Annotated in this window: 10 protein-coding genes; 2 read left to right on the top strand and 8 right to left on the bottom strand. The window is 52.0% G+C overall.

Annotation, left to right across the window (positions count from 1 at the left end; genetic code table 11):
- Window positions 1-10: 10 nt before the first annotated feature.
- From AB1I67_RS05610 to AB1I67_RS05590, 5 genes are all read right to left on the bottom strand, one after another.
- Complete coding sequence (locus tag AB1I67_RS05610) at window positions 11-1,192, bottom strand: YgeY family selenium metabolism-linked hydrolase (protein WP_367028821.1); 1,182 nt, start codon at window positions 1,190-1,192, stop codon at window positions 11-13.
- Window positions 1,193-1,238: 46 nt separating this feature from the next.
- The gene (gene dpaL / locus AB1I67_RS05605; protein ID WP_367028820.1) at window positions 1,239-2,438 is read right to left on the bottom strand and encodes a diaminopropionate ammonia-lyase; all 1,200 of its coding nucleotides are present in this window, start codon (window positions 2,436-2,438) and stop codon (window positions 1,239-1,241) included.
- Between the two features lie 322 nt (window positions 2,439-2,760).
- On the bottom strand, window positions 2,761-4,521 hold the full coding sequence (locus AB1I67_RS05600) for a sigma 54-interacting transcriptional regulator (RefSeq protein WP_367029162.1): 1,761 nt from the start codon (window positions 4,519-4,521) through the stop codon (window positions 2,761-2,763).
- 103 nt (window positions 4,522-4,624) lie between these two features.
- The gene (locus AB1I67_RS05595) at window positions 4,625-5,560 is read right to left on the bottom strand and encodes an ORF6N domain-containing protein (RefSeq protein WP_367028819.1); all 936 of its coding nucleotides are present in this window, start codon (window positions 5,558-5,560) and stop codon (window positions 4,625-4,627) included.
- Between the two features lie 334 nt (window positions 5,561-5,894).
- Window positions 5,895-6,572, bottom strand: a complete 678-nt coding sequence (locus AB1I67_RS05590; RefSeq protein ID WP_367028818.1) for a helix-turn-helix domain-containing protein — start codon at window positions 6,570-6,572, stop codon at window positions 5,895-5,897.
- A 142-nt stretch (window positions 6,573-6,714) separates the two neighbouring features.
- Between AB1I67_RS05590 and AB1I67_RS05585 the strand changes: the two genes are divergently transcribed.
- Both AB1I67_RS05585 and AB1I67_RS05580 read left to right on the top strand, forming a co-directional pair.
- Window positions 6,715-7,431 carry a LytTR family DNA-binding domain-containing protein gene (locus AB1I67_RS05585; protein ID WP_367028817.1) on the top strand — a complete coding sequence of 239 codons (717 nt, stop codon included), beginning with the start codon at window positions 6,715-6,717 and terminating at the stop codon, window positions 7,429-7,431.
- On the top strand, window positions 7,428-8,738 hold the full coding sequence (locus tag AB1I67_RS05580; RefSeq protein ID WP_367028816.1) for a GHKL domain-containing protein: 1,311 nt from the start codon (window positions 7,428-7,430) through the stop codon (window positions 8,736-8,738). The genes AB1I67_RS05585 and AB1I67_RS05580 overlap by 4 nt, the downstream gene beginning before the upstream one ends.
- Here the strand turns inward: AB1I67_RS05580 and AB1I67_RS05575 are convergent.
- From AB1I67_RS05575 to AB1I67_RS05565, 3 genes are all read right to left on the bottom strand, one after another.
- The gene (locus tag AB1I67_RS05575) at window positions 8,707-11,169 is read right to left on the bottom strand and encodes a glycoside hydrolase family 3 C-terminal domain-containing protein (protein WP_367028815.1); all 2,463 of its coding nucleotides are present in this window, start codon (window positions 11,167-11,169) and stop codon (window positions 8,707-8,709) included. The genes AB1I67_RS05580 and AB1I67_RS05575 overlap by 32 nt on opposite strands.
- Window positions 11,166-11,771, bottom strand: a complete 606-nt coding sequence (locus AB1I67_RS05570; protein ID WP_367028814.1) for a hypothetical protein — start codon at window positions 11,769-11,771, stop codon at window positions 11,166-11,168. Before AB1I67_RS05570 ends, AB1I67_RS05575 begins: the two co-directional genes overlap by 4 nt.
- A 113-nt stretch (window positions 11,772-11,884) precedes the next feature.
- Complete coding sequence (locus tag AB1I67_RS05565; protein ID WP_367028813.1) at window positions 11,885-14,779, bottom strand: glycoside hydrolase family 3 N-terminal domain-containing protein; 2,895 nt, start codon at window positions 14,777-14,779, stop codon at window positions 11,885-11,887.
- Window positions 14,780-14,800 lie beyond the last annotated feature (21 nt).

The following is a 14,800-nucleotide window of genomic DNA, read 5'->3' as shown; positions in this document are numbered from 1 at the left end:
CTTTTTCTCTTTATTTTAACAGCGCTTCCATAACCCCGTAGTAGCACTCTGTTACTTTGGTAAGCTGTTCCACTTCAATGTACTCGTTAAGCGTGTGGGCCAGATTCTCCTTGGACGGCCCCAGGCCGAAGGTCTTGATCCCGGCTTCCCCTGCGTAGTGGCTTCCGTTGGTGCAGAAGTTATACTGGGTGATCTCCGGTGTAAATCCTTTCTCCATAAGCTTTGCGTATACATCCTGGACGAAATCGTCGTTCTTGTCATACAGCCAGCCCGGGAAGAAACGCTCGCCCTCGATCTCGCTGCCGGTGTGGCATTTTTCCCTGCCTACCGCGTAGGAAACCTTTACCTTGAGCTGCGGGTCCTCCGCCATCAGCTTATCTAACAGCTCTTTAATCGGTGCAAGCACGCTCTCTTTGGTCTCGCCTACCAGAAGGCGTCTGTCGTAGGTGGCCCGGCAGTACTCCGGCACTACGGACGCGCCCGGATAGGGAGCGGATTTGATGTCGGTAAGCTCCAGGATGCCGTCGCCCAGGGTGTCATGGTGGGTCGGCTCCAAGGTACGGATGGCCTCGATGACCTTTGCCATCTTATAAACGGCGTTGATGCCCTTCTCCGGATTTGCGGAATGGCACGGTTTTCCGATGGTCTCAACCACGATCTCCGCTCTGCCTCTCTGCCCGATCTTTAAGTTTAACTGGGAAGCTTCACCGATCACAACGTAATCAGGCTGTACCTGTCTGCTGATCTCCCGGGCTGCAACGCCTTCAAAGCACTCCTCATGGACAACGCCCGCCACATAGATCTCACCTGCAAAATCCTTACCGGTATCTTTTGCAAAGTTTGCTGCCGCGCAGGTCATGGCTGCAACCGCGCCCTTCATGTCGCTGGTGCCTCTGCCGTAGATCTTTCCCTCATGGATCTCAGCTGCGAACGGCGGATACTGCCACTCGGCTTCCTCTGTCACCGGCACTGTATCAATGTGTCCGTCAAACAAAAGCTTCTTGCCCGGACGGCTGCCCTTAATGCAGCCAATGATGTTGCCGTACCTGTCAACCGTTACCTCATCGAAGCCCATCTCCTTCATGTTGGCGGAAAGGACTTCCACCACTCCGTCCTCATGCCCGGAGTAGCTCTTCTGCTGCACCAGCTTCTGACATAATGAAACCACCTGATCGTCTCTCTCTTTTACCATCTTACCATCCTCCTGAATTTTATATTTTCCAATGCTGCCTTTACATTTACCGTCTCGGGTATAAACCGTCCCAGACGATCGCTTTATAATTTTCCTTATCCGTGTCGCCCTCGGTGCTGAAGAACAGTACCCGGGAATTTTCATCCAGCTTAAGTTTGACTTTCAGCTCTGCCAGCTCTGGATTCCTCATGATCTCCGCCACACAGCCAAATGCCGCCGCGCCGCTCTCCCCGGACACCACTTTGTTATCTCCGGCTGCCGGGTTTCCAAGGATCCTCATGCCCTGGGCCGCCGCGTAATCGGGGCAGGAAATGAAGTTGTCGGCATAGTCACGGAGCACGTTCCAGCCGATACTGCACGGCTCGCCGCAGGCTAAACCTGCCATGATCGTATCCATATCGCCTGTCACAAAATGGAGCTTGCCGTCCGCCGCCTCTGCGGTGCGGAACACGCAGTCCGCCTTATTCGGCTCTACCACGGTGATGATCGGTCTGTCCTCGCCGTACACTGCGGAGAAGAATCCTGCAACCGCTCCCGCCATGGACCCAACGCCTGCCTGTAAAAAGATGTGGGTCGGTTTTTCCGGAAGCTGTGTGTATGCCTCGTATGCCATGGTCCCGTAGCCCTGCATGATCCAGGTTGGGATGTCTTCGTATCCGTCCCAGGCAGTATCCTGAACCATCACCCAGCCTTTTTCCTCCGCCTGGCTGTTGGCAAGCCGCACGGCCTCGTCGTAATTAAGCTCCGTGATGGAAGCGTCCGCTCCCTCCGCCAGGATGTTGTTGAGACGCTCTGCGGCGCTGCCCTTCGGCATATAGACTACTGCTTTCTGCTGCAGCTGGCGTGCGGTCCACGCAACGCCTCTGCCATGGTTTCCGTCTGTAGCCGTCACAAAGGTGATTTCCCCCAGCTCTTTTTTCACATCCTCGGACACCAGCTTTTCGTAAGGCATCTCAGAAATATTCTTACCCAGGCGTTTTGCCAGGTAATTACCGATCGCGTAGCTGCCGCCCAGCACCTTAAATGCGTTGAGCCCAAACCGGTAAGACTCATCCTTCACATAGATATCCGCAAGCCCCATATCCTTTGCCGTCTCTTTCAGCTCGGCGAGGGGGGTCTCTTTATATACCGGGAAGCTTGCGTGGAAATGATGCACTTCCTTTGCACTCTCAAGTCCCAGGAAATCCAGGTTGTATTTCTGACCAGCTTTGCGGTCATACTGGACTAATTTGAACTCCTCTTTCATATCAACTCTCTCCTTTAAGTTTGTTTACTCGCAACGGTTCTGGATCATCACCGCTCCGTCTACTCTTATTTAGAGCAAGTAGCGTGCCAAGTTTTCGGTTTTGGCTGAATTTTGATCTTGGGACTTTGGTTTTGTGAAAAGTGTGCAAAAATAGGTTTTCGGTTTTGTGCGTTTTGACATGAAAAACGCATTGAAATCTTCAGATGATTTCAATGCGCTTTTATAACTGCCATTTTGTTGGATACGTCTATTGTTTCTGTGTTATCATTTTGAGAATTTATTATCACTTTGAGAATTTATTTTTCTCATTATGAGAATGCCCTCAATCCGCCTCCATCCTCCGGTACAAGGTCGCCAGTCCAATCCCCAGCATCTTAGCCGCCTTCTTCTTCCCTTCCGTGTCATTTCCGCAGATACGAAGAGCTTTCTGGATCTCCGCCCGCTCCAGTTCTTTAAGCGGCACGACCGTATCCTTGGGTTGTTCCGGCCTGTCCGCCCCGGCCAATATCTCCGGGCTCTGCTGACCGGAGATATTGGCCGGCAGGGTCCTCACATCCAGTATGCCGTCCTCCTCCATCATATTGATCATGAACTCCACCGTATTTTCCAGCTCCCGGATATTGCCGTACCATGGATATTCATGGAGAAGCTTCATGGTCTCCTCCGATATCTTCATAAGATTCTTCCCAAAAAGGCTGGAATAACGGTTCGCAAAATAATAGACCAGATCCTTGATATCTTCCCGCCGCTCCCGCAGAGGCGCGATCTTAAGGGGGATCACGTTCAGGCGGTAATACAGATCCTCCCGGAACTTGTTTTCCGCCATCATCTCCTTTAAATTCTTGTTGGTGGCCGCTATGATCCTCACATCGATGGGGATCACCTGGTTGGAACCGATGCGGATGATCTTGCGCTCCTGGATGACCCGCAGAAGCTTCACCTGAAGGTACAGCGGCATGTCTCCGATCTCGTCCAGGAATATGACGCCCTTATTGGCAAGCTCAAACTTGCCCATGCGCCCGTTGGGATCCGCCCCCGTGAACGCGCCTTTCACATAACCGAACAGCTCCGACTCCAAAAGCGGTTCCGGTATGGCTCCGCAGTTGATCGCGATAAAACGATTTTCCCGCCGGTCGCTGGCCTTCCAGACAGCAGTCGCCACCAGCTCTTTTCCCGTGCCGCTCTCCCCGGTGATCAGCACCGTGGATGTGCTGCGGGCGATCTTTTTGATCTCCTCCTGCATCTGCAGGGTCTGAGGGCTGCTTCCTATGATATGGAAGGTACTGAGCGGATTCACTGTGTTTGTGATCTCGTAAAAACGCTGCTGCATAGCCCTGGTGCTCTCAAAGATCAGAACCCTGGAATACCGTTTCGGATCCTGGTCCAGATCATACAGATGCCCCATCACAAAATATTCCTTTCCATCCAGCAATACTTTATATTCATGCTGGCGGCTGAAGGTATCTCCCGTGGCCGTGACCACCGCCCGCTTCCCCTCCGGCGCCTCCACGGAGAGCTGGCGCCTGGCCGGTTCGTTGGCCATGGTGATCACGTCGTCCCTGCCCAGGATCAGGATCCCCCGCTCCACATGGTTGGTCACGCAGTCCAGCGCATCCAGAAGCGCTGCCCGCTGCTTTGCCTCTGTCAGCTCCCCCGCCTTTACGGCGATAAACTCCGCGATCTGTTCCAGAAGCTCCAGATACATCCTTTCATTAGAAAGGATCCGCTCCCGCTGCTCCTCACTGCTCCCCACCAGCCCGATGACGCCGATGATCTCCCCGTTCAGCCGGATAGGCATGGAAATCTCGATTTTCTCGCTGCAGATGTCTTTCTTCGGGCAGTTCTGGCATAGGTCCTCTTTACCCGGATTGTAGATGATCACTTCATTCCCAGTCCGAAGGATATGTCTGTATACATACCCTTCCTGGGCCATGTCCTCATTCACATGCTGCCTGAAGATCCCGGTACCCGCCACGCGGTAAAGGGTCTCATCCACAACCTCCACCTCGATCTGCGCGATCTTGGACATGATATCCGCGTATTTCATTACCGTTTCCTGGATTTCTAAAAGTATGCTGGGCATAAATGCTGTCCTTTCCATGTATTTCCGTCCATTTTCCTGTTCTATTATAGCATCGGGAAAATAGAAAAGCCACCGGATCTTTCAGTATGTACCATTTACCTGATCAGGCCCTTTCCTCTGATTCAAGCTCCAATCTCTGTAAAATATCTTTTATAAATGATCCATCTTCCAATAAGGTTATCGCAAAGCACTTTTTTCCTGCGTCTTTTAAAGACGCCCCTACATGATATGCTCTGTCATCATCTATAATAAGAAAACGGTCATGGAACGCTCCCGTATACTTTATATCCAGTTGAGAATATTGGCTGTTAAATTTTTCCACATCAATCCCTGTCAATTTAGTACGCTTTGCTGTGTAAATGCAGACAGATACTCCCATTTTCTTCTTTGCTAAAATATTCAAAGTCCCTATGTCCACGTAATTGTCAACCAGAATAAGTGATTTCTCTGCACTGCTCACCAGATTAACCAGCAAACTAAATGCATCATAAATCTGTCCATCAAAGAATATTTTTTGTGTCGATTCACCATATTCAGCGATATAATCAAACACCTGATCAAACTTCCTGTCCGTATCCTTTTTATGCTCCAATTGCCGAACTTCAATTTCATTGATACGTTCAAATAAAAGTGCATTATTCACCAGAAATTTTCTCATAGCTACAAAGGCATTCATAATATTAATACTTACCTGTATAGCCACATCACTTCTTAAAACCGCTGAAAGCATCGCTATTCCCTGCTCCGTAAAAACATACGGCAGATATCTTCTTCCACCTTTGCCCTCCGCATTTTCTGCCAAGTTCATAGTTTTGGACTTTAGCAAACAATATTCTTCCTCTGTTAACTGAAAACGGAACTCCGTTGGGAATCTTGCAATATTTCTTTTTATAGCTTCATTCAGTCGTTTTGTCTCTACTTGATAAAGGTTTGCCAGATCACTGTCAAGCATAACCTGCTGATTGCGTACTGTAAATATCAAGTTTTTTACCGTTTCTTCTGATACAATGAGTTTCTCTGTCTGTAATTCTTTTTCCATATAATATCCCTCATTTTTCTTTCAAATAGCTTTGAGGTCGCAAATTGCGACCTCAAAGCTTCGCCGCACACTTCATTGAAAATTTGTCTAAAACGACATTGACCTGTTTCTGACTGGAACTACCGCCATCTAGCGGAAATCCCAAAGAATACTGATTGCTGACTGCAATCGAACTCTATATAAAAAGATTATAACATCATCAAAGCAGAAAATCCATCGCATATTTCAATATCCAGTTTCAAATTCTATACGTAAAAAACAGGACCAGGCTCCAACAGACCATATTCGTTTGCCTCGCCCAGGTCCTGTCCCATTCAGCGCCAACCGGATGCAATCACAGTTTCTTCCCGCTCCGCCCGAACTTCTTTTTCTTGAAAAACGGAAGCTTGGTAGCCGCTGCCTCGGCCTTTCCTTTGCTCTCCTTCTGATAGCTGCGGAGGGTCTCATCCAGCATTTTAAACCGTTCTTCCTCCCGCTCATCATTGATCCGCATCATATATTCCAGCTCCTGCACCATCCGGTCGTTGACCTGCCGGCTGATCTCGTCGCTAAGCGCCTCGTTGTTCTGCTCCATGGCCTGTCCGATCGCATTGCCGATGATATGGTTCATCAACTGCTGGAACTGTTCCATTTTCTCCTGCTGGGAGATCACCTCCGTACTTTCCCTTTTCTGTACCATTCTAAGTTTCCCTTCCCCGTCCATCTCGTCCTCCGCGCTTCCTTCTTTTAAGATATTCACTGCATTTTGCTCCAGCACCTCATCCGGGTCGGAGATCTCGTCCCCGTCCAGCATTTTCTTAAGCACCTGCTCGATCGCTTTGAGCTGATACCCCTTCTCTTTCAGTTCTTTTACCTTTTTTAGCAGTTTGATATGTAATTCCGTATAATAACGGTGGTCTTTTCCATTGCGTGGTATTTCAAGCTGAAGCTCGTCCTCCCAATACCGGAGTACATGGGCTTCCACCCCGACCAGCTTGCCGGCCTCCGATATGGAATAATGTGTCTCGTCCATTTTTTCTCTCCTTATGTTTTCATTGATAATGTAACTTACTTATATATTATGAGGGGTACTTGAGAATTATGCTTAAGACTTGTTCTTTTTTTGCCAATCCTTTATAATAAATTATCGAAGTATTTTCAGGGAGGGAATGATCATGATCCGGATTGCGATTGTCGAGGATGACAACAATGACATGCAGATTCTGAGAAACTACTTAAGCCGCTATGAGAAGGAAACCTCCGCCCATTTTCAGATATCCGGCTTTTTTGACGGGCTGGACATCATCTCTGACTACAAGGCGGAGTATGACATCATCCTGTTGGATATCCAGATGAAGCATCTGGACGGGATGCGCACTGCCGAGAAGATCCGCGCTCTGGATGAGGACGTGATCTTCATCTTCATCACCTCCACGGTTCAGTTTGCAGTCCAGGGATATACGGTTGACGCCCTGGGTTATGTACTAAAACCGGTTCCCTACCTTGCCTTTTCACAGATTATGAACAAGGCCTCGCGGCTGGTCCAGAAAAAGCAGAGCAAAACCTATCTCACCCTGGAAGTGGATGGCTGCCAGCTTAAGCTGGATACCAGTCAGATCACCTACATCGAGAGCCAGAAGCACGACATCCTGGTTCACTGCGAACGGGGCAGCTACCGCACAGCCGGACCATTAAAACGCATGGAGGAACTGCTTTTATCCCAGGGCTTTGCCAAATGCCACAACGCCTACCTGGTCAACCTGCAGCACGTTATGGCTCTGATGCCGAATATGGTACGCCTGTCCGACGGTGCGGAACTTGCTGTCAGCCGGGCACGCAAAAAAAGCTTTCTGGATTCATTTACCGATTATATGGGAGGGATACAGCGGTGAATATAGCAGATTTGATGGACACCCCCAGGATATGTACGGCCTTTGCCGAGTGGGCGGCCTGTGTGACCTATATCATGATGCTTCGCCGGAAGCTGTCCGGCGGAAAGCTGTATGCGGCCCTGGCCGGGCTATTGGCATGGTTCCTTTTTTACCAGCACATGGCCGGGGCGGCTCCGCTGGTTCTCTGGATCCCGGGAATGATCGGCGCGATCGCCTGCATGTACTTATCGATCCGGATGATCTGTGACGTATCCCCGCAGGACGCCGGTTTCTGCTGTATCCGCGCCTTTGTCCTGGCGGAATTTGCCGCTTCCCTGCAATGGCAGCTGAACGTATGGCTGGTAGTTCATTTTAATCTCAGGAGCCTGGCCCTGACCGCAGCCCTCATGTCCTTTATATACCTGATCGTGTACACCGGCTACTGGTTTCTGGAACGAGAACATATCCCGCAGGACGAGAGCTTAAATATCACAGGCAAGGAGCTGTTTGGCGCAGCCATGATCGCCCTTGCAGCCTTTACCATCAGTAACTTGAGCTTTGTTATGCCGGATACGCCATTTTCCAGCGCCACCAGCTCGATCCTCTACGTCCGCACGCTGGTGGATTTCGGAGGGCTGGTCATGCTGGTCACCCAGATGGAGAAACGGGAAGAGCTACGGATGCGCAGCGAGAACCAGATCATGAACGTGATGCTGCAGCGCCAGTACGACCAGTACCGCATGTCCATCGACAATGTAGAACTTCTGCGCCGGGAGTTCCATGACCTGAAGCATTATATGATCGCGATCCGCGCCGAGGACGACCCTCAGAAACGGGATCAGTATTTAGAAGAGATGGAACAGGCCATTCTCGCCCAGGAAGCCCTCACAAACACCGGAAACCGGGTCTTAGATGTGGTCCTGACCACCAAGAGCACCTACTGCTCCCAAAAACAGATCAACTTCACCTGTATGGCGGACGGCAGCCTCATATCCTTTATGCATGTAAAGGACATCTGCTCCATTTTCGGAAATGCCCTGGACAACGCGATCGAATGCGTCTCCCAGTTTGAAGATCCGGAGAAACGGCTGGTCACCCTGTCCATGTTCCGGAAGAACCAGTTTCTGATGATCCAGTTTGAGAACTATACGGAAACACCGCTGGAGCTTGGCGCTAACCGGCTCCCGCTCACCACGAAGGGCAACACCCAGTACCACGGCTACGGCCTCAAAAGCATACAGGCCGCCGCACAAAAGTACGGCGGCTCCATGACCCTTCAGTCTAAAGACAACTGGTTTACTCTGTCGGTTTTGATCCCGATGGAGTGAGCAGTTTCTTTTCGTATGCTTTATTGTCCCGCCTGTTCCGGAAGAACCCTCCGATCAGGCATTTCATCCCTTTGAAGAAGTGTCCGTTGACCACGTCGGTCATGCCATACGCCATCTCCATGCTGACTATGCCGCCAGTCATTTTGGCAATGGCGCGGAACGGGATGTTGTACTGGAACAGGAGGTTCAAATCCGGAGTGCCTTTCGCTTCATTTTTTTCCAGCATCCTGGTCAGTACCTTGTAGATCACCCTGGCAAGCCTGCTTTTCGCATAATACATCTGGCATACCGCATCGTTGATCCCCAGCTCTCCGGACCACTCACCGGACGGAACCGGATGGCCCAGCAGGACTTCAAATTCCTCTTTCCCTACGTTCTGGATCAAACCGGTGCGGTAAGAGGGCAGCCGCTCCATGTCATAAGGCAGTACGGCGTCCGTCCCCTTAAGCTCGATGCTGCTGCTGAGCCGGATATCCATCACGCAGGAGCCTACCAGGATCTGATAAATCCCCGCCTCAGTCTCCCATCGGTCTGTCTTCACATTCCAGTAACGGAAGGTCTTATCGTCAAATGGGATCGTAACCTGTGCCTTTTCCCCTGCCTTCAAATACACCTTCTTAAAACCCTTCAGCTCCTTTTCCGGACGGAACACGCGGCTGTCCCAGCATCCCACATACAACTGGGCCACCTCTGCGCCGTCCCTGTCCCCGGTATTCTCAAGGGTGAAACTTACGCCCTCCCCAGTCACCTCAAGGCCGCTGTAGGAAAATGTGGTATAGGAAAGTCCATAGCCAAACGGATACTGTATCCGCACTCTGCTGGTATCGTAATACCGGTAGCCCACAAAAAGGCTTTCACGGTACTCGGAATTCCTTTCCACGCTTGGGAAGAACCGGAATGCCGGCGTGTCCTCATAACGGAGCGGATAAGTCTCACTGAGCCGCCCGGAAGGGTTCACGTTTCCGGTCAGCACATCCAGCATGGCGCCTGCGCCCGCTTCCCCGCCCAGATAGCCGTGCACGATCGCCTTACAGCAATACTGCCAGGGCATCTCTACTGGGGACCCGGCGCTGATCACGCCTGCGATGTTGGGATTCACCTTCACAAGAGCCTCCAAAAGCCCAATCTGATTCTGGGGTATCCGCATGTGGCTGCGGTCCATGCCCTCCGACTCGCTGATCTCGTCCAGACCGAAGCAGAAGATCACAAGCTCCGCCTGTCTGGCCAGATCCAGCGCCTCTTTCACAAGGGCCTCATCCGTCTCCCCGGTACGGCGGTAGCCGGATACGCAGCCAACACATTCAAACGGATATTCACGGATCAGCTCTGCCATCGTCTCCACCTTAACCGCATTGACCATGGAGGAACCCGCCCCCTGATACCGCGGGGTGATGGCGAAATCCCCGATCACTGCAACTTTGCAGTTTTCTTTGATCGGAAGCATCGGTTCCGGGTCTGCTGTATTTTTAAGAAGGATAATGCTTTCCGACGCGGCGCGGCGCGCCAGGGCATGATGGGCCTCCGCATCAAAACCTGCCGCGTCCTGCTCTCTTTTCCTACGGCTCTCTGCCAGTGTCAAGACAGCGTCCAGCAGATCATCCACGCAGGTATCCAGCTCCTCCATGGTCAGACGTCCATCCTCAAGCGCCGCCAAGATCTGCCTTGCAGAATCCAGTCCGGGCGTCGGCATCTCCAGGTTGGACCGGTTCGCCACGCCGCGCACATGGTCGTTGGAACCGCCCCAGTCCGTGATCACGATCCCGTCAAATCCCCAGTCCTCCCGGAGTATGTCTTTCAAAAGATGCTCATTTTCATTGGCATAGGTGCCGTTGACCTGGTTGTAGCTGGTCATCAGCGCCCCTGCCCCGCCTTCCTTCACAGCGATCTCAAACCCGGTCAGATAGATCTCGCGGAGAGTCCGCTCATCTACTACCGCGTCCATCGCCATCCGGCGAAGCTCCTGGCTGTTCACGGCAAAATGCTTCGGGCAGGCATAGACGCCTTTCCTTTGTATCCCCTTCACATAGGCCGCCGCCATCTTCCCGGAGAGATAAGGGTCCTCCGAAAAATACTCAAAATTCCTTCCGCAGAGCGGGCTGCGCTTGATGTTCAGCCCAGGGCCGAGAACCACATCGACGCCCAGAGCCGCCGCTTCCTCCCCCAGGGCCTCCCCCACTTCCTGCGCCAGTTTTTCATCCCAGCTTCCGGCGACCGTCGCCGCCGTAGGGAAGCAGGTCGCCGGAAGAGAAGGGTTCAGCCCCAGATGATCGCCGGTCCCTGCCTGTTTGCGGATCCCGTGAGGGCCGTCCGCACAAAAGATGGACGGAATGGACAGCCGGGGAATATCCCGGCTCTGCCACTCATTTTTACCGCTTAAGATTGCCGCTTTCTCCTCCACGGTCATTTTTTTGATAATGTCTGCATGCTTCATGACGCTGTCTGCCCCTCCTTCTCCTTAAAAATGATCTTAAGTATCGGGTAAAATACCCAGAAGGAAATGACACAGTTGATGAGCATGGTGATGATATCCGCCACGGTCATTCCCACGCCGTCCCCCATCATATTCATAAAGAATGTGTAGATCGGCGTCTTGTAAAGCCCCTGCAGCGCTGCCGCGCCCACAGAAATGATCACCCATGCGATAAAATACCATACCGCCGCCCGGGTAATGCTGGTGTTGGACTTGAAGGTCACATTGCGCTGAAGGAAAAAGTTGATCACCTGAGCGATCAGGAGTGTGATCTCCACAGCCAGGAAATATGCAAGCCCGCCTCCGCCTCCGGAGGCAATAGTCCCTGCCGCATAGTCAAACACATAGTAGATGCCGCCGTCCAGATTGTGCCCGATGGGCAGCACCTGGAAGTTGGCGCTCACAAGCGCCGTGAAGCCAAACAGGTACTTGATAAGCGGCATCAGGACCATCTGCAGCACGGTCACGCCGTTGCTGATTATAAAAAATACGATAAACCGGGCTATTTCAGGGTGCTTCTGTTTCAGCTCCCCCCAGAAACCCAGACCTGTTGTCTTTTCCACGTTATCTCTCCTTTATCATCCACAGGCAGCGCGGCAGTCTTCTTACCCGCCGGACGCTGCCCTGACTGAATATGGCAGCCTGCCCCAAAATGGCGGGCCGCCATATTCATTTTTTACATGTTCTGCTCAGATGTCTCTACAGATGCTTCCCCGGCGCTTCTCTTTTTATATCGCTTCAAAGCCACAGCTTCCAGTCCCAGAAGCCCTGCTGCCAGGATGACATCGGCCACGATCGCCATAATCTGCCATGCCATCAGTCCGGTCTGTAAGTTCTCCGGCGCATAAGCACGGCTGTTTACTACAGTGTACATCACATTTTTGCATGCCTGGCGCATAGCCTGGACACCGGTTGCGCTCTTCGTATCCTTCACATGGTTGGTCTCCGTGTCATAAGCCACCAGCATGGCGTCGGTGCCGTTACGGATCGCCTGGTCAGAGCTCATATAGCCGTAGACGCCGAAATAATCTGTCAGAACAAATCCCTGGAAGCCCCATTCATCCCGGAGCACCGTATTGCACAGCTCCGAAGAACCGCCTGCCCATCTGGTTCCGATGTAGTTGAAGGAGGACATCACAGCCTTGGCTTTGCCTTCTTTCACAGCAATCTCAAACGGCTTTAAGTAGATCTCCCTGATCGCCTGTTCGTTGGTCCAGGTACAGAGCATACTGCACCGGTTGGTCTCCTGGTCATTCAGCGCAAAATGCTTGATATAAGCATATACGCCGTATTTCTCAGCGCCGGTCACAGCATTTGCCGCAATCCTGCCGGACAGAAGCCCGTCCTCAGAATAATACTCAAAGTTTCTTCCTGCAAATGCGCTGCGGTGGATATTCATAGCCGGTGCATACCATCCGGATACGCCCATCTCATCCGCCATCTTGCCGATGCTCTCGCCAAATGCCTCCGCAATATCCGTATTCCAGGTACATGCGATCATCACCGCCGACGGGAATCCGATCGAACCGGTCCCGGTAAAGTTGTTGTTGATAGATGCCGGGCCGTCACAGTCGATGGTCTGCACCTTCCCCACGCTGCCTGCCGCGGCGGTCTGGTAGCCTCCCAGCGCGATCACCGTGTCCATATCGGAGATGGTCATATTGTCAAGCAGGGTCTCCCACTTCGGATCATCATATTCCGCTCCCCGAAGATCTGCGAGCTGTATGGAGTTCTTCGCTCCGGTCGTGGGCATTGTGTCCTCCGCCAGGTTGTAATCCTCCAGGTGATAGTTGCTGTTGTTGATAAAGGTCGCCTTAACATCCTCTTTCATGGTCAGGCTGGCCGGTGCCGCGGTCGCCTCTTTATAGTTGGCAAATCCGTCTGCCCTGGAGAGATAAGTGACCTCGCCTGCCGCATAGTCAAATACATTGGTGACTGCGGCTGTATCGCTGGAACGCCCGTTTTCACCAGTATACTCCACAGTGGTATCCACAGTAAAGGTCTGTTCTGCCAATACATTGTGCGAGTCGCTGTTGATGCTGATCCTGTAATCACCAGCTTCCAGAACATAGCCTTTTACATTCTGATAATCGTAGGATGCCATGTCTTCCTCTGCAAAAGAGATGGTCAGCGTCTGGGACGCTCCCGGCTCCAGGATGTCTGTCTTATCAAACGCGATCAGGTTCGCCGTCGCTTTCTCGATCCCCCCGTTTGTATAAGGCGGATTATAATATACTTCTATGACGTCCTTACCGTCGGTATCCCCGGTGTTGGTCACTGTCACGTCAAAGGTGATCTGCCCGTTATCCTCGGTAATCTCCCCCATGGTCTGCTCAAATGTGGTGTAAGACAGCCCATAGCCAAATGGATACAGTACCGTGCTGTCATAGTCGATCAGGCCTTCTGCCGCCGCAGTCTCATAGAAACGGTAGCCTGCATAGATACCTTCCACGTAGTTGACAAAGGACGGCCAGGTGATCTCCTCTTTGCCGGTAAATCCGGTCTGGGTAACCTTGAACTCCTCCATATTGTCGTAAATAAAGTTGCCAAAGTTATTGGCGGTAGGAGTCGTGGTCAAGTCCAGTACAAACGTATCACTGGTCTTGCCGGACGGGTTTACCTGTCCGCTTAAGATCTCGCCCAGGCCATTAAAGCCGGACTGTCCGGTTCCAGGACACCATAACACGCTCTTGATCTGCTCATACTCATTTACAAAACCAAGCTCCATTGCATTTGCGCCATTGTACACGACCACTACCTTGTCAAAATTGGCGCACACCAGATCCAGCATATCTCTCTCCGTTTTATTGATCTGAAGGAAGTGCTCGCCTGGCTCAAAATCCGCATAAGCCTCAGAATTGTTGTGATAGGTTACCTGGCTTACATCGGTGGGCAGGTCCGCTCCCTCACCGCCGACACGGGTGATCACCACCATGGCCGTATCCGAAAATGCTTTGGCGTTGTTGATCAGATCCGCGCTGTAAGAATCCGCTGCAGGTTCCGGCAGCGTCCAGTCCTGCTCCCACATCCCCACCACCGGACGGTCCGTACGGTATGTGGTATAGAAGTCGGACAGCTCTTTGTTCAGGCTGAAGCCCGCGTGCTCTAAGCCCTGAAGCAGGCTTACGGTCTCATACGCGTCGGACAGGGAACCTGAACCGGTCCCGCCGTAGCAGGGATTGGTGGACGCCCAGCCAAACACATTTAAGTTCCCGCCTGCTATGGGAAGCGTGCTCTCTTCATTCTTTAAAAGCACAATTCCTTCCTCGGCGATCTCCGTGCAGAGATCCGTGGCCTCGCCTGAGGTCTCCTCAGAGATCGTGCCATTGCCGGTTGCCAGCGAGATCAGGCTGGACATAGGGCCCCAGCAGATCATGTTCACCGTGACGATGAGAGCCAGCAGGATCGCGATCCCCGCCTCCGCTCTTATGAGTTTCCGTTTTGCGTTCTTCATGCCGCGCACTGCGATCATTGCGATGACTGCAAGAACCAGTACCACGGCAAAGCCGATGAGATATGGTTTGCATGTATTAAGTACGTTTACCACATCTGCCATGTTGATTGCTAACATTGTATTTCCCTCCCTGGTTTA

This window comes from Clostridium sp. AN503 (assembly GCF_040719375.1).
GTDB lineage: Bacteria > Bacillota > Clostridia > Lachnospirales > Lachnospiraceae > Brotaphodocola.
The sequence above is the reverse complement of the archived record's forward strand: the minus strand, read 5'-3'. Positions and strand labels throughout refer to the sequence as shown.

Coding starts and splice junctions, on each gene's coding strand:
- AB1I67_RS05610 (WP_367028821.1), bottom strand. CDS start 1,192: ATGGTAAAAGAGAGAGACGATCAGGTGGTTTCATTATGTCAGAAGCTG.
- dpaL (WP_367028820.1), bottom strand. CDS start 2,438: ATGAAAGAGGAGTTCAAATTAGTCCAGTATGACCGCAAAGCTGGTCAG.
- AB1I67_RS05600 (WP_367029162.1), bottom strand. CDS start 4,521: ATGCCCAGCATACTTTTAGAAATCCAGGAAACGGTAATGAAATACGCG.
- AB1I67_RS05595 (WP_367028819.1), bottom strand. CDS start 5,560: ATGGAAAAAGAATTACAGACAGAGAAACTCATTGTATCAGAAGAAACG.
- AB1I67_RS05590 (WP_367028818.1), bottom strand. CDS start 6,572: ATGGACGAGACACATTATTCCATATCGGAGGCCGGCAAGCTGGTCGGG.
- AB1I67_RS05585 (WP_367028817.1), top strand. CDS start 6,715: ATGATCCGGATTGCGATTGTCGAGGATGACAACAATGACATGCAGATT.
- AB1I67_RS05575 (WP_367028815.1), bottom strand. CDS start 11,169: ATGAAGCATGCAGACATTATCAAAAAAATGACCGTGGAGGAGAAAGCG.
- AB1I67_RS05565 (WP_367028813.1), bottom strand. CDS start 14,779: ATGTTAGCAATCAACATGGCAGATGTGGTAAACGTACTTAATACATGC.